Genomic DNA, 23477 nt, shown 5'->3' with positions numbered 1-23477 from the left:
AAAATGAATACTATATGAAAATATAATCGATAAATACTATATTTTTCAAGAGTGAATATGAAAAATAGCCTTTCGATAAGAAGTACTATTTCGCGCGCCGAGCTGCTTGTTGGATTGGATCCCACACGCTATTATAAGGTGGTGCATAGCTTAAATCCACATCTTCTAAGTCATGAATACTCATCTTATGAAAAAGCGCCATTGCGATCACATCAATTCGCTTATCCACACCTTCCGCTCCAATTACTTGTCCCCCAAGTAATTGTTTCGTATCTGAACGATACAATAATTTCACATGAAGCGGCGCCGCGTTCGGATAATAACCAGCGCTGCTTGTCGAATCTACTTTTACCGTTTCATATGGCAAATTCAATCCGTTTACTTCTTTTTCATTTAAACCGGTTCTTGCAAGTGTAAGTCCCATAAATTGAATGATTCCTGTACCAAGCGTTCCTTTAAACGCTCTTCGTTTATCAACCATATTTAATCCCGCAAGTCGTCCTTGTTTATTCGCAGTTGTCCCGATTGGTATATGATCTTGTATTTCTTTTATGACATGATAATGAGTCGCGCAATCCCCAGCTGCAAACACATCTTTCACATTTGTTTGCATATAGGCATTTACTTCTATCGCTCCTTTATGATTTACACGTATATTCGTTCCTGCAAGAAAATCTGTATTGGGCTTTACTCCTACTGATACTAAGACAAGATCCGTTTCATATGTCCCTTTATCTGTTTCAATTTCTTCTACTTTTTCATTCCCTTTAAAAGCTTTCACATTTTCATTTGTTAAAATTTCAATTCCATGCTTCTCTGCTTCCTCATGTATATACTTTGCCATATCCGCATCATAAATTGTACCAACATGATCGTTTCTTTCAATCATTCGCACCGCTTTTCCAAGTTCTACAAATGTTTCCGCCATTTCAAGACCAATCGCTCCACCACCGATAATTGTCACTCGTTCCACATTTCTCTCTTTTAACGTCTCTAATATGTGATGAGCATCTGGAATCGTTTTGAGAAGGTGAATGCCTTGTAAATGAGCCCCTTCCCAATCTGGCATAACAGGTCTAACTCCTGTTGCAATTAATAAGCGATCATATTCGTATTGAAATTCCTCTTTTGTATCTGTATGTATTCCATGCACCATTTTATGTTCCGTATCAATCTTTGTTACTTCATGGTGTACTTTTGCATCAATCCCATACTTATCACGAAATGTTTTCACATCGCGTGCAATTAATTTTTCCGTAGAAGAAATTGCCCCGCTTATTACATAGGGGAGTCCGCACTGGGCATACGAATAAATTTCTCCTTTTTCTAACGTAATCACATGTGCATCTTTATCATTTCTAATAATTTGCATCGCCGCACTCATACCAGCCGCATCTCCACCAATAATTACATACTTCACTATATCACTCCTTCATTTTACTCTACTCTTTACATTTTCCAGATTTTCTACAAATAACACCTTTTTCTTATACAAAGTATAATATTTGCTTTCTTGTTTCACCAATATCCTGCTCTTTCCATTCAAAAAAGGTACAAGCGCATCATCGCTACTGTACCTTTCACATTAAAAAATTCATAAACCAGTTAACAGATGAACGATTATTTTCAAATAAGACCAAAATACAAGCCATCCTGCAATAAAAATAAGAATATTTGCGATAATCAATGTATAAACTGGATCTAATCCACCTCGATCTAGTCTAAATATCGAAACAATAATCCCTACATCCATAAGTGTTACAGCCATTCCTAAAAATAACATAGTTAGAAAAATAGTTAAAAAGCTAAATAAAAATGAAAGAATGAGCATCGTAACAACTGGTGTTGCTACTGTTCCCCATACTCCTAACGTCTCCCAAAAAGAAAAAGATGACTGCATCAACTTACCACTTATAAAAATAATAAATCCAATAAAGAGGAATAAAACAAGGAGAAAGAAAAAGATTTTAATAGATTCTCCTAACAATGAAGGAGACGGTGTTTCAGGCATAAGACTCATTGTCATCCATGTCGTCTCATTCATAATGCGATAGAAAACAAGCGTAAATAAAAAACAAATAAAAATAAGACTTGTTATTCCATTTCTCCCTTCAATGGATCCACTTTTCATAATGGCTGAAGGAGCTTTCATTGCATTTTTAAAGAAATGAAAATACCCGCTTACAAATTCCTTTACTTGCTCTCGCACTTCATTGGTTCGTTTTTCTAAATTGTCATTTCTTCCCGCTTGTTCTTCTGCAAGCTCGGTTAAAGCATGCCCGCAATACCCACAAAACTTTGCATGAGCGGTATTCTCCATATGACAATTTGGACATGTCATTCCATCTCCCCCTTTATATGCATGTTCTAAGCTGCTATAAGATTAATATATGTAAAGGAAGACAAAACATGCTCTAGCAATTTGTAAACAAAGTGATATGATAATAAATACTATTATAAATAGATTGGATGAAACATATGGAACTTGTATACTCAATTGTTCATATACTTTTTGTAAGCTTTATACAATTATTTTCATTAGTGGGGATGATTATTATAGTTGGTTTCATTCTTGGATATTTAGAATCACGAACTCGAACTTATTGGACGAGAGCTTTTGGTAGAAAGGGATTCCTTTTAACAGCATGGATTGGCGTTCCCATTCATGAACTTGGCCACGCTCTCATGTGCCTTGTATTTCGTCACCAAATTGTATCTATACAGCTATTTCCTACGAATGTAAGCAATGGGCGTTTAGGATATGTAAGACATCAATATCACCCAAGAAGTGTTTATCAAAGAATAGGAAACTTCTTTATTGGAATTGCTCCCATTTTTTCAGGAATGGCCGCTTTCATTCTATGTATGTATTATTTTGTCCCAGACTCTTATGATTTATTTATAAATGTGCTAGAAACACACACACAATCAGCTTCTATCAATATGGAAATGGTGCAACATATTTGTTTCTCATCTATCATTTTATTGAAAAGCTTATTTACGATAAATAACTTATCCACTCCATCTTTTTGGCTCTTTCTCTTCATTGCAATATGCATCTCAACACATATTGCTTTAAGCAAATCCGATATAGAAGGCTCAATAGATGGATTGATTACGCTGTTCGGATTTCTTCTTTTATGCAATAGCATCGCTCATTTGTTTCATTACGATCGTCATACGCTAATAGAAGGAATCGTAAAATACAATATGTATATGCTCGCTTTTTCAAGTATAACCATTCTATTTTTATGCATTTCTATGCTGATCAGCTACTTGTTCTATAAAATAAAAACATATTAACAAGGCACATCACGATGTTGGAATGTGCCTTGTTTAGTCATTAGCATCACTTTCTACCTCTATAGTTACACTCCTCCACAGGGGCAAGAGCATGCCCATTCTCGTCTGTGCACCATGACTGTGATTGAAAGGCAAGGAAAATACCAGCCCACTTGTCTTGTTTTTCAAAATGAATCAATATCCCGCCATCTTGCCATATGCCATCATCCTTTTTCCACTTTTCCACATTCCCTTGATTCATATGAATATCATGGATACCATTTCCTGGTTTAAAGTGAAAATAAGCATCTGGCGTATTTTCTTCTGGCCCCCATCGCTCTCCAAATGCATAAATAGTTGCTTCTTCGACTATTGCTCGTTTTATATACTGTTCTATTTTTTCATTTAAGTCATTGTTGGCGCCTGATTTCTCTGGTGGTAAAGGAATCATTTGTCTTGCATCAAACAACTTCCCTCTCACATAATCCAATGCAACTTTCGGTTCGTTCTGCTTCACCTTTGTAAAACCAAATGGCAAGCTTAGTAAAATGGTAATCGCGTCTGATTTTATATTCTCGCTTGCGAAATATAGTACTTCTGATGGATACCTTTGTGACTTCACATTAATCGCAATTCGATAATCCACTCCTTGTTCACCTTGTAAATGGACTTGATAATGAGGTGTTTTCCCTTTTCCACTCCTAGACTGTATTGCTTTTCCTTTTAATACACCATAGTTTTTTAGCGGCACGGGGATCCTCTCCTCTTTGTTTAATAGAAACGTTTGTTCTTTTATAAATTATTCATTGCAAAAAGAAAATCCTCCTGTGGCAGAGGATTTTTTCAAATAATTTATTAGAATATATACCAAATAAGGACCTCGATACCTACAATCAACACTGCGCCGAAAATCATGAGTGTTGTTTTCTTCAATAACTCATTTTCGCGAAATGGAACATTACATAAGTAAGCTCCAAGTGTAATCCGCGATGGACAGGCAATGGTTGCTACTGATGATGCCGTATTTTGTAGACTTGTAACATATTGCCATGGCAATCCTACGTTTTGTGCTGTTTGCATTTGCAGGTTAATAAACATCGCATTAGATCCAGCATTGCTTCCTGTTAAAAAGCCGCCAATTCCACCGATGAAAGGTGCTACAAAGACAAATAACGTTCCAAATGTATTTCCTGCTACATCTGCTAACAAGGAATGCATCCCTGCGGCTCCCATTAGTTCTGAAATGGCAATAAACATTGTCGTTGTAATCGCAAACGGAATCCATTGTTTTACCGTTTGAAATAATGATTCTTTTATAATCGCAGATGGTACACGAAAGACAAAAATAGTAAACAAACAAGTAACACCAAGCCAAAATCCCGGGGAATATAGTAGTTCTAGTTTATAAGAGTAAGATGGTAAATTTAAAACAGCGTAAGATTGTAATGTATGATGGAAAGTAGGAACGAGGCGAGATAATAAAATACAAGCTGTTAAAAAGAGATAAGGACTCATAATCTTAACAATGGAAGGCCCCCGCTCTATCGTTGCTGCATGTTCTGATAACATTCTACTCTCTTGCTTCGCGGTCAGTTTTATTATGGTCAAACCACATGCAATCGTTACAATTGAACTTAAAATACCGGCCAACTCGACACTTACATATGCATTTGAAAGATAAATAGAAATAGAAAATAAGAGAAAAAAGCCGAGTCCTTCTTTCCATTTTTGTTTCACTGCTTCCCATCCGCCAACAACATATAAGGAAAGTACAATAAAGTATGCAAAGAAAGGAATACTGAACAGTGCTGTGCTAGTTCCAAACTGAACGAGCGATATATGAACAAGCTGTGCTCCAATAATGGTTCCCGTTGCCATCGCTCCCCATGAACTTGCTAGTAAACCGATAAACGATAATAAAACAGCTTGAAACGGCTGATAACCGAGCGAAAGAAAAATAGGTGCCGCTACCATAAAACCGATGCCAAATCCACTGACTGATTCAATAAGCGGGCAAATGCCAAAACACATGAATAACATTTGTAGCAAACGATCTTTTGTCACTTGTTTAATAAACTTTGCCGCTTGATTAATATATCCCATTTTGTTCATGAGGTGAAATAAAAGAATACCAAAAAACAAAACATATCCGACGATAAAACAAATTAATCCACCCTTAATCGTTGCATGCACTACTTCCCCGATTTGCAGACGAAACATCGGTGTTAATAACACGATGCCCGTACAAATAGCATAAGAAATTAGCGATGCTTTTAATGATGTTTGTTTAAACAGAAATAAACAAATAAAAATCATCAGAATCGGAATAAGGGCTAGTAATACATCCATATTATCATCTCATTTCTTATAAGGTACAATTGTAACCATTATATAACAATTGTCAGAATATTCAATTCTAAGAGTGATACATTTTCAAAAGGGGCTCCTAAGCAGGTAGCCTCTTTTGTCGTTATGTGTCGTTGGTCGATATTCTCTGTCGAAACGCCGTTATTTTTTGATTTGCGCCGATATATGGTGCACAACCGCCGATAAAAGTGCCGTTTGCGCCGATAACCATGTTCATTCCCAATTTCACTTACTCTTCCAATATCATTTCGAGCAAGATCAACTAGCATAATATGCTCTGCCCGCTCTTTCTCATTTGTTAGTAATTCCTTTGCCCTTTCTACCATTTCACAAAATTCTTTTTCTGTAATAGAAGATGTAAAAGATAAAGAGGCTTTTTCTACTTCAACTTGCTCTTCTAATTCACTAAATATATCACGTTTGAAACCTTGTAATCTTTCACATACTTCTTCATAAGAGGTCGATTCTTCTTTTCTGCACACATATACAAACCATATCTTCTGTTTCACATGATCATAGACGACATATTCACGGTATAAAAGAAGATGAACTTCTGGAATATGGATGGGATCATATAATTCCTTACCGATATTTTCATATTGCCGAACGACGTCATACCCAACATATCCAACTGCTCCCCCGCAAAATGGGAATGGGCCCTCAACTTGATACAGTGCAATGACTTCTTTTAGTACATGTAATACCTGTCCTTCAAACTGCCTAGTATGCCCCTGTATTGTCAGTTCTACTTGTCTTCTATTGCTTTTCCCCCTAAGTAAGAATAACGCCCTTTATCTTGATGCAACTGTGAACTCTCCAATAAAAATTTCTTGTCTCCCTTCATACGGCGATATAAAGAAATAGGCGTCATACAATCTCCTTCTGCTTCCTCAATTACGAAAAAGGGGCATTCTTGTCGTTGTTTCCTCATAAACTCCTCTTTTGTCATCATACCTTTCACCTCTGTCTTAAAATAAAAAAGCCCTCTACATATCGAAATATGTAGAGGGCGATAAATTTACCGCGGTACCACCTCATTTGGATGTAAAAAACATTCCGCTTTATTGAGGTACAAATCTATACCTTATCCTTGTAACAGCGGAACCCGGGTTGCCTACTTATCTCTGTTCAGCAAACCTCTCGTAAGCCCATTCCGCATCTGGCACCGCACTGGGCCCCCGCCTATCCCAGCTCTCTGGAACGTCTCCATCATGCGGACTCTTCTTACTCAGCGATTTCACTTATTTACTATTTCCATACAAAAAGGGAGTACTCATCCTATAAAAAGGACGGGTACTCCCGTGGTGCCACCTTCATTCGTTACAATTGTAACATACTTAACCGTATCAAACATAATACGTGTCTCTTATATCGATGAGATCATGTCGCCAAAGCCTACTTCTTTCGGTTCGGTTTGGAAGCTCCGAAGTCCATTCCATACTGATTTGCACCATCCATCAGCTCTCTGACATGTTCATAATATGTACTCCTCTTCATCAACGCTTATATTTTGTTAAGTTGCATTTGTTATAATTCTCATTTTTCTTATAAGTCGATACCTTTTAAAAAATTTTATTTTTTCATTCATTCAATATTATATTGACAAAACAACCTATTTTTATGTAAATATAATAAATACTCTATTAAAACAAAGGTTTCATGTCAGAAAATTGTATATTCTAAAAGTAAAACTTTATCAAAAAACGCTTACATTTCTGAAAATTCGTATTTATATGTGGATTTTCTACCATAATCATGCTAGATTATAAATATGTAAATTCATCAACAGACATTACAAAAGGAAGGGGAACTACATGAGTACGCAGATGTTAACTTTAACTTCGATCTCTATCTACATGCTCGGGATGTTACTAATTGGCTATTTCGCCTATAAACAAACATCCAACTTAACAGATTATATGCTTGGCGGGCGTACACTAGGCCCCGCAGTAACAGCCTTAAGTGCTGGAGCATCCGATATGAGCGGTTGGCTTTTAATGGGCTTACCCGGTGCAATGTTTAGCGTTGGATTAAGCAGCAGCTGGATTGCGATTGGCCTAACACTTGGCGCATACGCAAACTGGATCTATGTTGCTCCTCGCTTACGTATCTACTCTGAAATTGCAAATAACTCTATTACTATCCCAGAATTTTTAGAACATCGTTTCCACGACAAATCTCATATGTTACGACTTGTATCTGGACTTGTTATTATGATTTTCTTTACTTTCTATGTAGCTTCTGGATTGGTTTCAGGTGCGGTCTTATTCCAAAATTCATTTGGTATTAACTATCATATTGGATTATTCATTGTCGCAGGTGTTGTTGTCGCTTACACATTATTTGGTGGTTTCTTAGCAGTAAGCTGGACAGACTTCGTGCAAGGTATCATTATGGTAGTAGCACTTATTCTTGTTCCAACCGTAACAATCATGAATGTAAATGGACTTGGTTCTGCATTTCATACCATTCAATCCATCGATCCAACATTGTTAGATATATTTAAAGGTACTTCTGTATTAGGCATTATATCCTTATTTGCATGGGGTCTTGGTTATGTTGGACAACCTCATATTATCGTACGCTTTATGGCTATTTCTTCTGTTAAAGAAATTAAAAGCGCACGCCGAATTGGTATGAGCTGGATGGTTTTCTCTGTTATTGGAGCTATGTTTACCGGTCTTATTGGTATTGCTTATTATTCAAAATATGATTTAACATTAGCTAATCCGGAAACAATTTTCCTTGAATTAGGACGGATTTTATTCCATCCACTCATTACTGGATTTTTATTAGCCGCCATTTTGGCAGCAATTATGAGTACAATCTCATCTCAACTTCTCGTTACTTCAAGCGCAGTAACAGAGGACTTATATAGAACATTCTTTAAACGTTCTGCTTCTGATAAAGAACTTGTTTTTGTCGGTCGTATGGCGGTTCTCATTATTGCACTGATCGGATGCGGATTGGCATATAAACAAAACGATACAATTCTAGCACTTGTTGGATATGCGTGGGCTGGTTTCGGCTCTTCATTTGGTCCTGCTATTTTATTAAGTTTATATTGGAAGCGCATGACAAAATGGGGTGCGCTAGCTGGTATGATTGCTGGAGCGGCAACTGTTATTACATGGACGCAATTTCCATTTTTAAAAGACTTCTTATATGAAATGATTCCAGGGTTCGCAGTCAGCTTGCTTGTCATTGTGATTGTCAGCTTATTCACAACACCTTCAAAAGAAGTCGAAAAGCAGTTTGAAGAATTTGAGAAAACTGCATAAGCAACAAATAAGAACCTCCCTCTTATAAAGGTGGAGGTTCTTTTCATCTCGTGGGTACTTCGACAATTTCCTTCCTTAAATTAACAAATTCTTTATGTTTCATTAAATGTACCATAACACTCTTCCTTTATAGTATAACTATCGATACTTATACAGAAAGGAGACTTCCACATGCTGGCATCTTTACAACCGCAAAACATAAGAAAACTTGCACCTATCACAAATACTTCTGCTTCCTGTCTCAACATCCAACGAAACTTTTCCATCGCTCCTTCTGTTGTTCCCGTAATTGGTGTTCATATACAAAAACAGAAATTGAAGATCAAAGCTGGACAAAGCATCGAATTATCAGCTTCTGTTTTGCCAGAGAGCGCAACTAATAAAGAGGTAATATGGACAAATATGAACTCGAACATTATCACATTATCTCCAAAAGGAAATACGGTCACCATTACAGGAAAATCAGCTGGAAGAGCCGTCATTATCGTAACATCGACTGAAGGAAAGTTTCGTGATTTATGCATCGTACACGTACAACCGTATATGACAAATCCAAATTAAAAAAAGCGGTTTTCAAAAGCCGCTTTTTTTAATTTGGATTTAAGGATTTTTACTTTTCACTAAAGAAAGGTAATGATATAGAAATAATTGGTAGTATCCCTAAGATCATTCCAATGTTATAAATGAACTGAACTACAAAAAGAGTCATTCCACTATATGATATTTTTTTACACTCTAAAAAGATTCACCATACCTCATATCAGTATAATGAATCTAGCACTTACAATTCTTGTGTATATACAGCTTCGTTCACTGGCCCTTTTGATCTTCGCTTTTGTTCTTGTAATAAGAAAAGAAATACACCAAATAGGACAAAGACGCTGCCGATGATTTGCATACTATTTAGCTTTTCTCCAAGTAAGAAAAATGCAAGTATCGATGCACCAACTGGTTCTCCTAATATGCTCATTGAAATCGTCGTAGCATTCACGTAATTTAGCAACCAATTATTAATCATATGCGAAGCTGTTGGTACAATGGCAAGTAAAAGAAAAATCCACCAGTCCCATGCTGAATATCCTGTAAATGGTACATTCATCACTATGTTATAAACGGCCATAAAAAGACCTGCAAATGTAAAAACAGTAAAGCTATAAATCCAATGCGATACTTTCTTCACTGTTGTTTGACCGATAAATAAATAACCAACGACTGCGATGACACTTAAAAATGATAAAAGATCTCCTAGTATCGCTTTCTTACTTAATCCTAAATCCCCCCATCCAATACACATGACACCTAAAATAGCAATTCCCATCGTGATTATTGCTGAATATGTTGTTCGTTCCTTAAATAGAAAGAAACCGCCTACTAAGGATACAATGGGCTGGAGTGCTAAAATGATTGTCGAGCTTGCAACTGTTGTCAACTTTAAAGAGGCAAACCATAATAAAAAATGCAGCGCTAAAAAAAATCCTGATCCGATTAAAAAATACCAGTCTTTCTGTTGAATTCTGTGAAATTCTTCCCTTTTCCTCCACGCAATAGGTAGCATAATGAAAGTGATAATCCATAAGCGATACATACTTAAAATAGAAAATGGCGCTGAAGACATCTTCACGAAAATAGCTGCAAATGAGATTGCTATAATAGAAACTGCTAATGGCAGTGCGATTGATTTATCCTTTTTCATATGAATTGCCCCCTCCCTCTATCAAAATCAAACTTCATTATAGCTTTTTTCTTCCCTTACTGAAATACTAATTTTTTAGATTCTTTCTATTATTATGGTAAAATATAAAATGACATACATATTCAAGTAGAAAAGAGCATGCAGCTATCACTGCTACTTAGATTCATATGTCGGAAAAGGAATGGATATCTATACGCTATTTTTATTTAGGGGGATTTACATGAACCAGGCAATAGGGAAAATCGAAGAAATTTCATTTTTCAGTACAGCACTTCAAGAAGAGATGACACTGCTCGTCTACTTACCGACTCATTACACACCTCTTCATAAACATACTGTCGTTATTGCACAAGATGGAAAAGATTATTTTCAACTTGGGAAGGCACATCGTGCACTTGAACGCCTTCGTGAAAACGAAGAAATTGACCGTACCATTATTGTCGGGATTCCATATAAAAATGTACACGACCGTAAGGAGAAATATTTTCCAAATGAAGTGAAAAATAACGCATATATTCGCTTTCTTGCTCATGAATTAGCACCGTATATTGATGCAAATTATCCAACATATCAGATGGGAAAAGGTCGCGTATTAATAGGAGACTCACTTGGCGGTACAGTATCCTTTATGACAGCACTTATGTATCCGCATACATTTGGTAAAGTTGTTATGCAATCTCCATTTGTAGATGAAACGGTATTAAATCTTGTGCGAGAGTTTAAAGAGCCCGAGGCATTGGATATTTATCATGTCATTGGGACAGAGGAAACAGCTGTAGAAAGAACTGATGGACAAGTTTCCGATTTCGTTGAACCGAATCGAAAACTACATGCATTGCTGACTGAAAGAAATTTCATTACACATTACGAAGAGTTTGAAGGGAATCATACATGGAAATATTGGCAAATGGATTTACCAAAAGCCTTTGCTCATATTCTATCAATGAAATAATACTCAGCAGTATTCTGAATTATTTGATATAATATAAAAAAGATTTGTTTTCTTTAAAATCTAACTAGACTTACAAAGGGAGGAATTGAGAAATGAAACTAGGCATTGTAATCTTTCCGTCAAAAATGATTCAAGATAAAGCGAACGGGTTGCGTAAGCGCTATGATCCACATTATGCATTAGTTCCGCCACATATCACATTAAAGGCACCCTTTGAAGCACCAGAAGAACAATTAGAAACGATTGTGAAAGAATTGCGTACAATTGCAAATAAAACGAATCCTTTCACCCTTCATGTTGGAAAGGTAGGCTCATTTGCCCCTGTTAATAATGTTATTTATTTTAAAGTTGAAAAAACACCTGAACTGACATTCTTAAATGAAGAAATGCATAAAGGGTTCCTTACACAAGAACGCGAGTATGCTTTCGTACCACATTTAACAATTGCCCAAAAGTTATCGGACGCTGAGCACGCTGACATTTTAGGACGTTTGCGCATGAAAGATTTTTATTATGAACAAACAATCGATCGTTTCCATCTCCTGTATCAATTAGAAAACGAAACGTGGAATGTACACGAAACCTTTCACCTTGGGAAAGGGAGCAAATAATTTGAAGGCACAACTTGTCCAAACAGATTAACAACTGAAAGATGCATTCTCTGTGCGTAGACAAGTCTTTGTGAAAGAACAGCATGTATCTGCTGAAGAAGAATATGATCAATTTGAAGAAATCGCCAAACATGTTGTCATATACGATATCGACATTCCCGTTGGAGCTGGGCGCTTGCGTATGGTAGATGGTATCGGGAAAATAGAGCGCATATGCGTTCTCCCTTCCTATCGAAAAAAAGGAATTGGAAAACTCATTATGGATGCGCGCGAAACATATGCCAAGGAAGAAGCAATACCAAAACTCAAACTTCATGCGCAAACACATGCGGAATCTTTCTATAAAAGATTAGGATACCAAACTGTTTCTGATATTTTTTTAGAAGCAAATATACCGCATGTGATCATGATAAAAAAATTATAACTTTTGAAGACAGGAGGTCATTCCTCCTGTTTTTTACATTGCTATTTTCTTTTTCTTCCGCTAAAGTTAAAAGTTGATGCTATAAATTTGAAGGTGAATGTATGACTCAGGAAAAATTTTCACAAAAATTATTAACACACGCCGACGTTCCCCAAGCGACATATCATATTCCTAAGACATCTTCCCATTTAATTATGGAGCATGATGCAGATGCCGCTTATTTTCGCGCTTTAGAACAGCAAGGCGTTTATTTAAATGAGAAACAATTAGAAGCAGTGCGAGCAACAGAAGGTCCTGTCCTAACTTTAGCTGGTGCTGGGAGTGGAAAAACCTCTGTTTTAACCACGCGCGTTGGTTATTTAGTAAATGTAAAAAAAGTTCATCCACGCAATATTTTGTTATTAACCTTTACACAAAAAGCAGCGGAAGAAATTCGAAGTCGCGTTGCTAGTTTACCAGGTATGAATCATGCTGCAAGTAGCTATGTTGTGGCAGGAACGTTTCATTCTGTCTTTTTAAAATTATTGCGTAGTCAAGGATATAATCAGCAAATTTTAGCAAATGAAAAACATAAACAAATTATGATTAAGAAAATCTTAAAAGAATTGCGCTTAAAAGATGCTTATGATGCCGAAACGATGCTCGCCATGATTTCACTTGAAAAAAATAAATTACATCGTCCGAAAGATGTACAAGCAAAAACACCTGTTGAGCAAGAATTTCGCGAAGTATATGAACGCTATGAAGAAGTGAAGCAAAAATACGGCTATATTGATTTTGATGATATTCTGCTTGAAACCTTCTATATGCTTGAAAATAACGCTCCTTTGCTCATGCAATTACAAGAGCGTTTCCAATATATTGAAGTCGATGAATTTCAAGATACCTCTTACGCACAATATGAGATTGTAAAATTATTAGCTGCACCACAAAATAATTTATTTATCGCAGGTGATGATGATCAAGCGATTTATGGTTGGCGCGGTGCCAGTCATCAAATTATATTATCCTTTCCAAAAGAATTTGATGATACAACAATCATTGCGTTAAATACAAATTACCGTTCCAATCCATTTATCGTTGGACTTGGAAATGAAGTCATCAAGCTGAATCAAGAGCGTTTCCATAAAGAATTATATTCTGTGCATGAAGAAGGAATGCGTCCATTTTACGCTCGCCCTGCTACGACACTTGATGAAGCAAACCAAATTCTGCAATTGATTCAAGATAAAGTATCAAGCGGTGAACGTTCATATAAAGACTTTTGTTTATTATATCGTACACATTCTGTAAGTCGCTCGTTACTCGATCAACTTACCATTCATAAAGTACCGTTTATTAAGTACGGCGCCAGTCAATCATTCTATGAACATTCTTTAATTAAGCCTGTGCTTGATCATTTGCGCTTAGCATACGAACCGTTTCAGATGGAGGCACTGGCAAGCATATTGCCAACAATGTATATTGGGCGTGATGATTGCCTCTCTTTTATTGAACGTGAAAAGTGGAAATATGGTGAAGGAAGATTCCCTTCCCTTCTTCATTTCCTACTGCTGAATCCAAATTTAAAATCATTTCAAGTGAAAAAACTGAATGACAAAATCGATTTTATTAAGTTTATAAAAGAGCTGGAACCAAAAAAAGCACTAAAAGAGATTATTAAAGGAAAAGGGAAATATTTAGAATACTTGCAGAACAACGATCGTTCTTCCTTTACGATGCATAAAGATATTCAGGAAGAAATGCTGGAAGAACTCATCGAGTCTGCCAATCGTTTTACCGATATTCCCGCTTATTTAGAATTTGTTCATGCGGCGATTCAAAATCAAAAAGAAATGGAAGCATTAAAAACAAAACCACAAAAAGACGCCGTATCACTCATGTCCATTCATAATGCAAAAGGCCTTGAGTTCCCTTGTGTCTTTTTGCTCGGCGCAAGCGATGGCATATTGCCACATTCCTCCTCTTTAAAAGATGCAAACGATCGCCCAACAGATTCTTCTGAAGCGTTAGAAGAAGAACGAAGATTGATGTATGTTGCCATTACGCGTGCAAAAGAAGAACTGTATATTTCCTCTCCACAATTTTTTAGAGGGAAAAAATTAGACATATCTCGTTTTTTATATATCACGTTACCAAAAAAGACACCTTCTTAAATGCACTAGGTGTCTTTTTTACTTCTTGTACGTCTCATTCTTCCTAATGCCTCTCTATTTTAAATGAAAAATTCATGCTTTTATCGTATGAATTAGCGTAATATCAATCCTATTCCATTCATATTGTAATAGTGTATGTCAGAACACACGATAAGGAGTGAACAGAATGAGCTGCAACTGTCACGAGGAGCATCCTCACGATTTTGATTCGAATTTTGATTCTAATTGTGTATGTAATGTAGTACGTTTTATACATGAGTTACAAGAATGTGCAACTACAACCTGTTCAACAGGTTGCGAAGTTCCCTTTTTAGGGCCAAATAATGACGCAAGAGTTGCCAATACAAGACCTTTTGTTTTATTTACCAAATCCGGAACACCGTTTGAAGCATTCGCTCCATCAGGATCTATTACAAGCTGCCTATCCCCTATATTCCGTGTTGAAAGTGTAGATGATGATTGCTGTGCCGTATTGCGTGTTTTAGCCGTATTTGTAGGAGGCGAACCAGATACAAGCGATAACCCAATTTGTACATTTTTAAATGTGCCAAATGCTTCATTGCGTGCGACAACTGCTTGTATTACTGTTGATTTAAATTGTTTCTGTGGTATCCAATGCTTACGAGATGTCTCTATTTAATGTAACGACGTATATGTTACCGAACAATTGGGGTGGTAGAACGATGCCACCCCATCACTGTTTCCATAATGATCATTCATTAGAAAGCGAGACTCTTAACAATACAACTTGCATAAACAGGACTCCTTCTCCCTCTTGACTTATCCCGCTATTTTAGGGCAATAAGACTCCCACCTCAAGGGTTCAAAGAGTAGCAAGGGCTACCCGTAACAGCCCGATTGGTGAGGGCTCATAATCAGTGGGGAATGAAGAAAACCCCCACTGATTAAAGTTTCACTTTATTTGTCCTGCATTAAAATCAAAGCCTTTTCCTCCTACTTTCGATATCATTCACATTATTTTTGAGTATTTTTTACAAAAATTAGGAACCTGTCTATGGCAGGAACATGATTTAATTCATTAAATAACAGTAGAACAAGTAAAGGAGTGAAAAATATGTCTTCTTGGGATTGTAAGCCTACTCAATTTTGCCCCAACGTTCCAGTCGATACACTACCCGCTTTCGGTTTTGCATTTAATGCTTCAGCACCTCAATTTGCAACATTAGGCATTCCTCTAGCATTACCTAGCACAAATCCAAATCCAAATATTAGTGTACCTGTATTGAATGATACTGTTAGCACAGGAGCTGGAATTCGAATTGAAAGAGCAGGTATTTATCAAATTAGTTATACATTGACGATTAGTCTTGATAATGTTCCAGTTACTCCAGAGGCTGCTCGATTCTTTTTAACTTTAAATACACTGGATAATATTATTCCTGGTTCAGGAACTGCAGTTCGTTCTAATATCGTAGGCACTGGTGAAGTTGATGTTTCTAGCGGTGTAATTCTTATTAATTTGAACCCTGGTAACCTTATTCAAATTGTTCCTGTTGAAGTGATTGGAAGCGTTGATGTTCGTGCTGCCGCATTAACTGTGGCACAAATTGGTTAATAAAAAAGGCGGCTTTCGAAAAGATTTTTCGAAAGCCGCTTTTTCTTTTTACTTTATCCCGCTATTTTAGGGCAGTAAGGCTCCCACCTCAAGATTCAGAAAGAAGCAAGGAAGATAGGTGGGAGTAGGGCTACCCGTAACAGCCTGATTGGTGAGGGCTCATAATCAGTGGGGGATGAAGAAAACCCCACTGATTAAAGTTTCACTTTATTCTCTCTATACATTGTGCCAACGCCTCATTCCATCCTCTCAAAATAGGAAAACCATTTAATTCTATCATATGATTTTTCAAAATAGAGTACTGAGGTCTCTTTGCTTTTGCTCCATAGTCTTTTGTCGTTATAGGATGAACTTTCACATCTTTTCGCATTATTTGTAATGCGTTCTTTGCAAATTCATACCAAGAACATGATCCGCTATTACACACATGATAGATACCATATAAATTCGTTTCTACTAATTTTTCAATCATACGAGCTAAATCCCCAGCATATGTTGGTGAACCAATTTGGTCGGAAACGATTGATATTTCCTCTCTCTCATCCGCTAAGCGAAGAATCGTCTTCACAAAATTATGCCCATACTTTCCATATAGCCAGGAAGTCCGAACAATAAAGTACCTGTGATGTAGACTTTGGACAAATTGTTCCCCCGCTAACTTTGAATGACCATATATATTGATAGGTGCTGTAGCGTGAAATTCATGGTATCCTTCTTTTTGATCACCTGAAAACACATAATCTGTACTAATATAAACAAGCTTTGCATTGTACTCTTGTGCAGCAACTGCGATATTCCTTGTTCCAATTGCATTGACTAAAAAAGCCAATGCTTGCTCTTCTTCCGCTTTATCCACTTTTGTATAAGCAGCAGCATGAATAACGATATCTGGCTGCAGTTGTTGCATCAGCCTCATCACGTCTTCCATTTTCGTTACATCTAAAACATCTTTTCCTAAGGGATGCACTTCATATTTATCAAGCATAAATACTTCTTGCAATTCTTTCCCTAACTGACCGTTAGCTCCTGTAATACAGACTTTGATCTTCTTCATACAGTCGCTCCTTATTTTTGTTGTAGTCGGCTCCACCATAATTCATTCTCACAATACCACTCAATCGTTTCCCTTAAACCTTCTTCAAATGTATAAGTCGGACTCCATCCTAGTTCCTTCTTTATTTTACTTGCATCAATTGCATAACGCCTATCATGTCCAAGGCGGTCTGCTACAAATTCAATGGCTGTTTCTGACTTTCCAAGTTGCTGTAGTATACTTCGCACCACTTCTATATTTGTTCTTTCCTGATTCCCTCCAATATTATATACTTCTCCTGCTTTTCCTCTATGCATAACCGCATCAAGAGCTCGGCAATGATCTTCTACATGAAGCCAATCACGAACATTTTTTCCATCTCCATATACAGGCAACTGTTTTCCTTTTAACGCTTGAATAATCATAAGCGGAATTAACTTTTCAGGATATTGATACGGGCCATAATTGTTTGAACAACGTGTAATTGAGACGTGCGTTCCATATGTTTTGAAATAAGAAAGAGCAATCATATCTGCACTTGCTTTACTTGAAGAATATGGGCTACTTGGCGCTAGTGGTGTCGTTTCTGTGAAAAGCCCCTTATTTCCTAACGACCCATACACTTCATCTGTTGAAACTTGAAGCATTCTTATATGCGGATACTCTTTCACTATTTCTAACAATGCGACTGTTCCCATTACGTTTGTATTGAAAAAGGGAGTTGAGTTTTCAATACTTCGATCTACATGTGATTCTGCTGCAAAATTAATAATACAATCGATACGATGTTGCAAAATTACTTTTTGGGCAAGTTCTCGATTTTGAATATCTCCTTGTACAAAAAAATAACGAGAATCTTGATGAACAGATTGCAAATTGTCAAGATTCCCACTATATGTTAAAAGATCGTAGTTAATGATACGATATGTCTGATGCGTCCGTAATATATAACGAATAAAGTTACTTCCAATAAAACCTGCTCCACCAGTTACGAATATATTCATATCCAACACCTCTACTTAAAACAATCATGATATTGGTCAAATGTAGGCAACGCTTTATCTTTTTCTGAAAGAATCGGTTCACTGACCGGCCATGTAATCGCCAAGCTTTCATCATTCCAATATAATCCATCATCATGATCTGAACTATAATATTCATCTACTTTATACATGACGAGTGTATTTGGCACGAGCGTACAAAATCCATGAGCAAAACCTTTTGGCACAAGAAGCTGTCTATGATTTTCTTCACTTAATATAAAGCCTTTCCACTCTTTATATGTTGGAGAGGAAACGCGTAAATCCACAATAACATCATAGATTGCCCCTTTTAATACTTGAATTAATTTCGTTTGTGCTTTCGGCTCTTTCTGAAAATGCAAACCACGCACTGTGCCGGCCTTCGCTGAAAATGAAAGATTATCTTGAATGAACGAATAAGAAACGCCTAATTTTTGAAACTCTTTCCAATTATAACTTTCTGTAAAAAAACCACGATGATCTTCAAATAAACGAGGTTGTAATAATAAAGCATGCTGAAAATGTGTTTCAACTATTTCCATATACCCACCTATTCCCCATTAAATTGTTGACCAAAATCTAAATGACACGCTAATGCATTTGCTCTCTGCAATGATGCATGTGTTCCTGCGTCTGTCCACCAACCAGACATAATATTATAAGATAATAAGCCACGTTTCAAATACCGATTATTTAAATCCGTAATCTCAAGCTCTCCTCTTTCTGAAGGTGTTAATTGCTTAATATACGAAAACACCTCAGCGTCATACATATAAATTCCTGTCACTGCATATGAACTTTTCGGTTTTTTAGGCTTTTCTTCAATTTCAATAATTTTATCATTTTGTATAACCGGGACTCCAAATCTCTCTGGATCTTCCACTTCCTGCAATAATACCTTTGCTCCTTTTTCTTGCTTCACATATTCCTGAACGTATGGATAAATATTATCTGAAAAAATATTATCTCCTAGTATAACAAGCATCCGATCTTTTCCAACAAATTGTTCACAAAGTCCGAGCGCCTCAGCTATCCCTCCGGCTCTATCCTGCACGCGATACGTGAATGAAACATGAAAATCATGACCGCTTCCTAAAAAATTAACAACATCCCCCATATGTTCTTTTCCCGTAACAATCATAATATCGGTAATACCGCATTGTTTCATCTTATAAACAGCATGATAAATCATCGGATAACGACCAACTGGAAGCAAATGCTTATTCGTTACTTTTGTAATGGGGTATAGCCGCGATCCCGTTCCTCCAGCTAAAATAATCCCTTTCACCCAAATCTCTCCTTTACTCCTTATACTAGTAATCAATCTATTCCTTATCTCTATACTTAACTATGAAACCACTACCTTATAATGAAAATAGTGGTTTCATATAGTGTTCTACAAATTTTCGTCTATATTTCTCATACGCTACAGCATCAAATTCATCACCATTATAATGAATACACCACGGTGCTTTTTGAGTAGAAATTCCAATTAAATATCCCGCTTTTCGAAATTCCATCGATTGGGAAATGTCATAAAAATGAAAACCATCAAATACATCTTCGCGCCATGGAATATCATATTGCGTTGCCATAAATAGTCCATCAATTGCTTCCACAGATAGAAATGTCTTTGACTTATAAAATGGCTGCTCTAAATTCAACAATTGATAATTTTGTCCTCGGTATTCAATCACTTGTGCGACTAAGTTTTTACCTTCCCACCAAATCCCACTAGCGGGAAGGCTTTGACAACCAGCAACACCAATTAATCCAAGCTTTTCATTCTTTGTAAAAAGATCAATCAAATAAATAGCCACATTTCGATCAATAATAAAAGTATCTTGATGCAAATACACTTTATACTTTGCAGGATGCGAAATTGCTTGGTTATATGCGCTTGTCATACTTTTCGCTCCATATATTGGTAAAATTTGAATTCGATATCCCGGAGGTACGAATAAATTATGAATCTGTCTTTGACATTGCGCAAAAAGTTCCTCATTATTTGTACAAATGACAAATAATATTGTCTTTTCTTGCATGCTTACAATCCTTTCTCTCTTACGATTTTTCCTCCATATAATGTTCTACAAAAATTTTACGGTACTTCTCATAATGCTCCAAATTTAAATCAATATGATAGTGAATGCACCATGCATCACGCTGCACAGGAACTCCTACTGTATATCCTGCTTTTCGAAACTCAAATGATTGCGATACGTCATAAAAATGAAAACCATCAAACAAATCCTCCCGCCATGGAATATCATACTGCGTCGCCATTAACAATCCGTCAATTGCTTCTACAGGCATAAATGTTTTTGATTCATGAAATGGTTTCTCTAATGTTGCCATATAGAAAATATCATTCATATAACCGATTACCTTCCCCACAACCCCTTTTCCAATATTCCATAAGCCATTTTGCGGTACATATTGCGCACCAACCATCCCAATCATCCCGAGATTCTCATGTTTTGTGAATAATTCAATCATTCCATATAAAAATGCTCGATTAATAATAAACACATCTTGATGTAAATACACTTTATATTTTGCCGGATGAGAAATCGCTGTATTATATCCGCTTGTCATACTCTTGGCATTTCGAATCGGTAGAAACTCAATGCGGTATGAATCTGGCACTTCTAAATTCATAATATGCTTAACACATTTTGCATACATTTGTTGATCGTTAACACATGTAACAAATAAAATGGTTTTCTCCGCCTGATTCATTCTTGTTTCTCCGCCAAGATTACATACTGATAAACAACTGATTCTGCTAAAAAACCGCTCCCTAATCGATATTTATTGCATATGTTCTGCAAATCCTCAATGAGCGGCACATCTTGATCGTATGGCACATATACACGATCAACTTCTTGTATAGAAAAACCAGCCTTCAAAAATAACCTTAGCATTTCATTAAAAGTAAAAAAGCGAATATGCGTTTTGTCCATAAGTCCAAATTCTGTATAAGTCCAATTCCCGGCTAATAATGATTGGATAACTGAAATATGAGCTACATTTGGAATACTCGCTAAAATGACTCCACCTTTTTTTACATATGGTTTTACTTTTTCAATCACTGCCCAAGGATCAAATAAATGTTCTAACACATCCCCAAAAATAATACAATCAAATTGTTCATGCTCATATGGCAATTCCATCGTTTCAATATCACCGTGCAAAACATGATCCAATTTCTGCTTTGCTTTTTCAAACGCATTAGAAAATGCTTCAATCCCTGACACACGTGCTCCCTTTTCTTTTATGACAGCTCCCAATCCACCTTCAGAACATCCGATATCTAATACTTCTTTCCATTCGCTTTTTATATGTTTTAGTAAATGTGGATTTGCTCCTGTATAATAAAAATCTGGTTTTTCATTATATAAGGGAGACTCTTCTTTATTCATGTTATTTCCCCTCCTTATGAATGATCGACAATCTTACTTCTTATTTTAAGTTCCTTACCATACTCTACGCACTCACGCTACATGTTATCCCTCATATTCCTGCCTAAATACCTTTCTAAAGTAAGTTCTGTTATATTCAATAGCTGCATTATTTGGGACGTAAGTTGCTGCCAGTTCATTATAATAAAGAGCTTTTTCCTGATCCCCTAGACGACTATAACAAATACACATTTGCAAATAAGGAAGCCATGTATAGCTAGCTGGACTATAAAACGGACTCGCTTGGGGAGCAGGCACTTCTGTTGCTAACTTATACCAAAATATAGCCTCTTCATATTTCTCTTGTTTCATATATATATCCCCTACTCTTGTACAATTCTCACCTCTCGGAATAGAATATTGAAACGACCTTGTACAAGCTAATATAGCTTCTTTCCATTTTCCTAAATGTAAATAACAATCCCCCAGCTTCCCACACGCGTAAATTTTTTCTTCATCCCATCCTTCTTCCTTCTCTAGAAATACTTCATATAATGAAACAGCATCTTCATAGCGCTGGTGATCTGCACATTCATTGGCATAATAAAAAATATCTCTAGCAGTTAATTCTTCTCCATTTGCTACGATATTTTGGAAAATCTTCAAATTACGATTTGTTGGCTTTTTCTCCTTTTTATGTGTAATGGCAACTTCACTTTGAAAAAGTTCACCATGTACCGCTAAATATTCATGCACTTTTCCAAACCATTCAAATCCACACTCTCGCTTAACGAGCCGATATCTTCTCGTACAATATAAAGGTTTTCCATTCGAATCCATTACGAGGTGATATGGCATAGAAACGGCATCTACTTTATCATCTAACTCCCATTTTAATTTTCTTAGCAATTCTTGCGCGTCTTCTAATAAGACATCATCTGCATCGAGCCACAATATATAATCTTGTGTCGCTTTTGAAAAAGAAAAATTACGAGCCGCTGAAAAATCATCCACCCAAGGAAATTCGTATATATGAGGTGTGTATTCCCGAACAATTTCTTGCGTCCGATCAATAGATCCTGTATCCACAACAATTATTTCATCAACAAGAGATTGAATAGAATCTAAACATCTTCCAATTGTTTGTTCTTCATCTCGCACAATCATACATAAGCTAATTGTAATTTCCTTATCTCTCAAAATCCTCACCCTCTCCCACTCAAGTTTATGTTGAAAGAAGTGAAAACTTTCCCAAAAAGAAATAATTCATATGTCAGTGTCATTTTGTTCATGCTGTACATCTACTATATAATGAATGCTTTTTGGAGGTGAATTTATGTCAAAAGAAAATTATTCAAACGATGAAGAATTTTTAACAGCTAGTGCACTAGACCCTGACACTATCGGCCCTACATTACCGCCTATTCCACCATTTACTCTTCCATCAGGACCGACTGGGCCGACTGGTGTTACTGGGCCGACTGGACCTACAGGAGAAACTGGTATTACTGGACCAACTGGACCTACAGGAGAAACTGGTATTACTGGACCAACTGGACCTACAGGAGAAACTGGTATTACTGGGCCAACTGGACCTACAGGAGAAACTGGTATTACTGGGCCAACTGGACCTACAGGAGAAACTGGTATTACTGGGCCAACTGGACCTACAGGAG

General features: G+C 36.6%; 23 protein-coding genes, 2 pseudogenes and 2 other annotated features. Of the genes and pseudogenes, 10 read left to right on the top strand and 15 right to left on the bottom strand.

The window, feature by feature from the left end; all coding sequences use genetic code 11:
• Positions 1–85 precede the first annotated feature (85 nt).
• Entirely contained in the window at positions 86–1420 is a 1335-nt protein-coding gene (locus MR056_RS17160; RefSeq protein ID WP_011984039.1) for an FAD-dependent oxidoreductase, read from the bottom strand.
• Between the two features lie 174 nt (positions 1421–1594).
• Positions 1595–2341: a zinc ribbon domain-containing protein gene (locus MR056_RS17155; RefSeq protein ID WP_011984038.1), complete on the bottom strand. Its 747-nt coding sequence runs from the start codon at positions 2339–2341 to the stop codon at positions 1595–1597.
• 128 nt (positions 2342–2469) lie between these two features.
• Between MR056_RS17155 and MR056_RS17150 the strand changes: the two genes are divergently transcribed.
• Entirely contained in the window at positions 2470–3303 is an 834-nt protein-coding gene (locus tag MR056_RS17150) for a hypothetical protein (RefSeq protein WP_011984037.1), read from the top strand.
• A gap of 46 nt (positions 3304–3349) precedes the next feature.
• On the opposite strand, the gene MR056_RS17145 is transcribed toward MR056_RS17150, so the two are convergent.
• The 3 genes and pseudogenes from MR056_RS17145 to MR056_RS17135 all read right to left on the bottom strand — a co-directional run.
• Positions 3350–4033, bottom strand: coding sequence for a DUF2278 family protein (locus MR056_RS17145; RefSeq protein ID WP_011984036.1), 684 nt, complete (start codon positions 4031–4033; stop codon positions 3350–3352).
• A 104-nt stretch (positions 4034–4137) separates the two neighbouring features.
• Positions 4138–5631: an L-lactate permease gene (locus MR056_RS17140; protein WP_011984035.1), complete on the bottom strand. Its 1494-nt coding sequence runs from the start codon at positions 5629–5631 to the stop codon at positions 4138–4140.
• Positions 5632–5864: 233 nt separating this feature from the next.
• Positions 5865–6601 (bottom strand): annotated as a pseudogene (locus MR056_RS17135) (chorismate-binding protein); the annotation flags it as partial.
• A 50-nt stretch (positions 6602–6651) separates the two neighbouring features.
• Positions 6652–6890, bottom strand: a binding site (T-box leader).
• 41 nt (positions 6891–6931) lie between these two features.
• Positions 6932–7158, bottom strand: a binding site (T-box leader).
• A 305-nt stretch (positions 7159–7463) separates the two neighbouring features.
• Between MR056_RS17135 and putP the strand changes: the two are divergent.
• Together putP and MR056_RS17125 are read left to right on the top strand one after the other, a co-directional pair.
• A complete protein-coding gene (gene putP / locus MR056_RS17130; protein WP_087097981.1) occupies positions 7464–8930 on the top strand; it encodes a sodium/proline symporter PutP in 1467 nt (488 codons plus the stop codon).
• A 171-nt stretch (positions 8931–9101) separates the two neighbouring features.
• Positions 9102–9491: an Ig-like domain-containing protein gene (locus MR056_RS17125; protein ID WP_087094622.1), complete on the top strand. Its 390-nt coding sequence runs from the start codon at positions 9102–9104 to the stop codon at positions 9489–9491.
• A gap of 58 nt (positions 9492–9549) precedes the next feature.
• On the opposite strand, the pseudogene MR056_RS17120 reads toward MR056_RS17125, so the two are convergent.
• Positions 9550–9645 (bottom strand): annotated as a pseudogene (locus MR056_RS17120) (FtsW/RodA/SpoVE family cell cycle protein); the annotation flags it as partial.
• A 66-nt stretch (positions 9646–9711) separates the two neighbouring features.
• Positions 9712–10623, bottom strand: a complete 912-nt coding sequence (locus MR056_RS17115) for a DMT family transporter (protein ID WP_087094621.1) — start codon at positions 10621–10623, stop codon at positions 9712–9714.
• Positions 10624–10843: 220 nt separating this feature from the next.
• Here MR056_RS17115 and MR056_RS17110 point away from each other — a divergent pair, with 220 nt between their 5' ends.
• The 6 genes from MR056_RS17110 (at position 10844) to exsF (ending at position 16342) form a co-directional block, all read left to right on the top strand.
• On the top strand, positions 10844–11575 hold the full coding sequence (locus tag MR056_RS17110; protein WP_087097979.1) for an alpha/beta hydrolase: 732 nt from the start codon (positions 10844–10846) through the stop codon (positions 11573–11575).
• Positions 11576–11667: 92 nt separating this feature from the next.
• Positions 11668–12186: a YjcG family protein gene (locus tag MR056_RS17105; RefSeq protein WP_011984030.1), complete on the top strand. Its 519-nt coding sequence runs from the start codon at positions 11668–11670 to the stop codon at positions 12184–12186.
• A 34-nt stretch (positions 12187–12220) separates the two neighbouring features.
• Positions 12221–12610, top strand: a complete 390-nt coding sequence (locus MR056_RS17100) for a GNAT family N-acetyltransferase (protein ID WP_242136597.1) — start codon at positions 12221–12223, stop codon at positions 12608–12610.
• Between the two features lie 101 nt (positions 12611–12711).
• Complete coding sequence (locus MR056_RS17095) at positions 12712–14766, top strand: ATP-dependent helicase (protein WP_011984028.1); 2055 nt, start codon at positions 12712–12714, stop codon at positions 14764–14766.
• Between the two features lie 166 nt (positions 14767–14932).
• On the top strand, positions 14933–15406 hold the full coding sequence (locus MR056_RS17090; protein WP_087097977.1) for a CotY/CotZ family spore coat protein: 474 nt from the start codon (positions 14933–14935) through the stop codon (positions 15404–15406).
• A gap of 435 nt (positions 15407–15841) precedes the next feature.
• Positions 15842–16342 (top strand): exosporium protein ExsF, encoded by a 501-nt coding sequence (gene exsF, locus MR056_RS17085; protein WP_011984026.1) that lies wholly within the window; start codon positions 15842–15844, stop codon positions 16340–16342.
• Between the two features lie 202 nt (positions 16343–16544).
• Here the strand turns inward: exsF and rfbD are convergent, their stop codons facing one another.
• The 8 genes from rfbD to MR056_RS17045 form a co-directional block, all read right to left on the bottom strand.
• The gene (gene rfbD, locus MR056_RS17080; protein ID WP_087097976.1) at positions 16545–17396 is read right to left on the bottom strand and encodes a dTDP-4-dehydrorhamnose reductase; all 852 of its coding nucleotides are present in this window, start codon (positions 17394–17396) and stop codon (positions 16545–16547) included.
• Positions 17397–17407: 11 nt separating this feature from the next.
• Positions 17408–18379, bottom strand: coding sequence for a dTDP-glucose 4,6-dehydratase (gene rfbB, locus MR056_RS17075; RefSeq protein ID WP_011984024.1), 972 nt, complete (start codon positions 18377–18379; stop codon positions 17408–17410).
• Between the two features lie 11 nt (positions 18380–18390).
• Positions 18391–18939 (bottom strand): dTDP-4-dehydrorhamnose 3,5-epimerase, encoded by a 549-nt coding sequence (gene rfbC, locus MR056_RS17070; protein ID WP_011984023.1) that lies wholly within the window; start codon positions 18937–18939, stop codon positions 18391–18393.
• Between the two features lie 8 nt (positions 18940–18947).
• The gene (locus MR056_RS17065; protein ID WP_041809530.1) at positions 18948–19685 is read right to left on the bottom strand and encodes a sugar phosphate nucleotidyltransferase; all 738 of its coding nucleotides are present in this window, start codon (positions 19683–19685) and stop codon (positions 18948–18950) included.
• Between the two features lie 76 nt (positions 19686–19761).
• Complete coding sequence (locus MR056_RS17060; RefSeq protein ID WP_011984021.1) at positions 19762–20442, bottom strand: glycosyltransferase family protein; 681 nt, start codon at positions 20440–20442, stop codon at positions 19762–19764.
• A gap of 19 nt (positions 20443–20461) precedes the next feature.
• Positions 20462–21139, bottom strand: a complete 678-nt coding sequence (locus MR056_RS17055; protein WP_087097974.1) for a glycosyltransferase family protein — start codon at positions 21137–21139, stop codon at positions 20462–20464.
• Positions 21136–21822 (bottom strand): class I SAM-dependent methyltransferase, encoded by a 687-nt coding sequence (locus MR056_RS17050; protein ID WP_011984019.1) that lies wholly within the window; start codon positions 21820–21822, stop codon positions 21136–21138. The genes MR056_RS17055 and MR056_RS17050 overlap by 4 nt, the downstream gene beginning before the upstream one ends.
• A gap of 84 nt (positions 21823–21906) precedes the next feature.
• The gene (locus tag MR056_RS17045; protein WP_219339237.1) at positions 21907–22968 is read right to left on the bottom strand and encodes a glycosyltransferase; all 1062 of its coding nucleotides are present in this window, start codon (positions 22966–22968) and stop codon (positions 21907–21909) included.
• Between the two features lie 169 nt (positions 22969–23137).
• Between MR056_RS17045 and MR056_RS17040 the strand changes: the two genes are divergently transcribed.
• A partial coding sequence (locus MR056_RS17040; RefSeq protein ID WP_242136593.1) for an exosporium leader peptide-containing protein occupies positions 23138–23477 on the top strand: 340 nt, incomplete at its 3' end.

Source organism: Bacillus cereus group sp. BfR-BA-01360, assembly GCF_022663595.1.
GTDB classification, from domain to species: domain Bacteria; phylum Bacillota; class Bacilli; order Bacillales; family Bacillaceae_G; genus Bacillus_A; species Bacillus_A cytotoxicus.
This window is presented reverse-complemented; position numbering and strand designations above follow the sequence as displayed.

Coding starts and splice junctions, on each gene's coding strand:
- MR056_RS17150 (WP_011984037.1), top strand. CDS start 2,470: ATGAAACATATGGAACTTGTATACTCAATTGTTCATATACTTTTTGTA.
- MR056_RS17110 (WP_087097979.1), top strand. CDS start 10,844: ATGAACCAGGCAATAGGGAAAATCGAAGAAATTTCATTTTTCAGTACA.
- exsF (WP_011984026.1), top strand. CDS start 15,842: ATGTCTTCTTGGGATTGTAAGCCTACTCAATTTTGCCCCAACGTTCCA.
- MR056_RS17060 (WP_011984021.1), bottom strand. CDS start 20,442: ATGCAAGAAAAGACAATATTATTTGTCATTTGTACAAATAATGAGGAA.
- MR056_RS17155 (WP_011984038.1), bottom strand. CDS start 2,341: ATGACATGTCCAAATTGTCATATGGAGAATACCGCTCATGCAAAGTTT.
- MR056_RS17095 (WP_011984028.1), top strand. CDS start 12,712: ATGACTCAGGAAAAATTTTCACAAAAATTATTAACACACGCCGACGTT.
- MR056_RS17055 (WP_087097974.1), bottom strand. CDS start 21,139: ATGAATCAGGCGGAGAAAACCATTTTATTTGTTACATGTGTTAACGAT.
- MR056_RS17050 (WP_011984019.1), bottom strand. CDS start 21,822: ATGAATAAAGAAGAGTCTCCCTTATATAATGAAAAACCAGATTTTTAT.
- MR056_RS17140 (WP_011984035.1), bottom strand. CDS start 5,631: ATGGATGTATTACTAGCCCTTATTCCGATTCTGATGATTTTTATTTGT.
- MR056_RS17105 (WP_011984030.1), top strand. CDS start 11,668: ATGAAACTAGGCATTGTAATCTTTCCGTCAAAAATGATTCAAGATAAA.
- MR056_RS17045 (WP_219339237.1), bottom strand. CDS start 22,968: ATGATTGTGCGAGATGAAGAACAAACAATTGGAAGATGTTTAGATTCT.
- rfbB (WP_011984024.1), bottom strand. CDS start 18,379: ATGAATATATTCGTAACTGGTGGAGCAGGTTTTATTGGAAGTAACTTT.
- rfbD (WP_087097976.1), bottom strand. CDS start 17,396: ATGAAGAAGATCAAAGTCTGTATTACAGGAGCTAACGGTCAGTTAGGG.
- putP (WP_087097981.1), top strand. CDS start 7,464: ATGAGTACGCAGATGTTAACTTTAACTTCGATCTCTATCTACATGCTC.
- MR056_RS17090 (WP_087097977.1), top strand. CDS start 14,933: ATGAGCTGCAACTGTCACGAGGAGCATCCTCACGATTTTGATTCGAAT.
- rfbC (WP_011984023.1), bottom strand. CDS start 18,939: ATGGAAATAGTTGAAACACATTTTCAGCATGCTTTATTATTACAACCT.
- MR056_RS17115 (WP_087094621.1), bottom strand. CDS start 10,623: ATGAAAAAGGATAAATCAATCGCACTGCCATTAGCAGTTTCTATTATA.
- MR056_RS17125 (WP_087094622.1), top strand. CDS start 9,102: ATGCTGGCATCTTTACAACCGCAAAACATAAGAAAACTTGCACCTATC.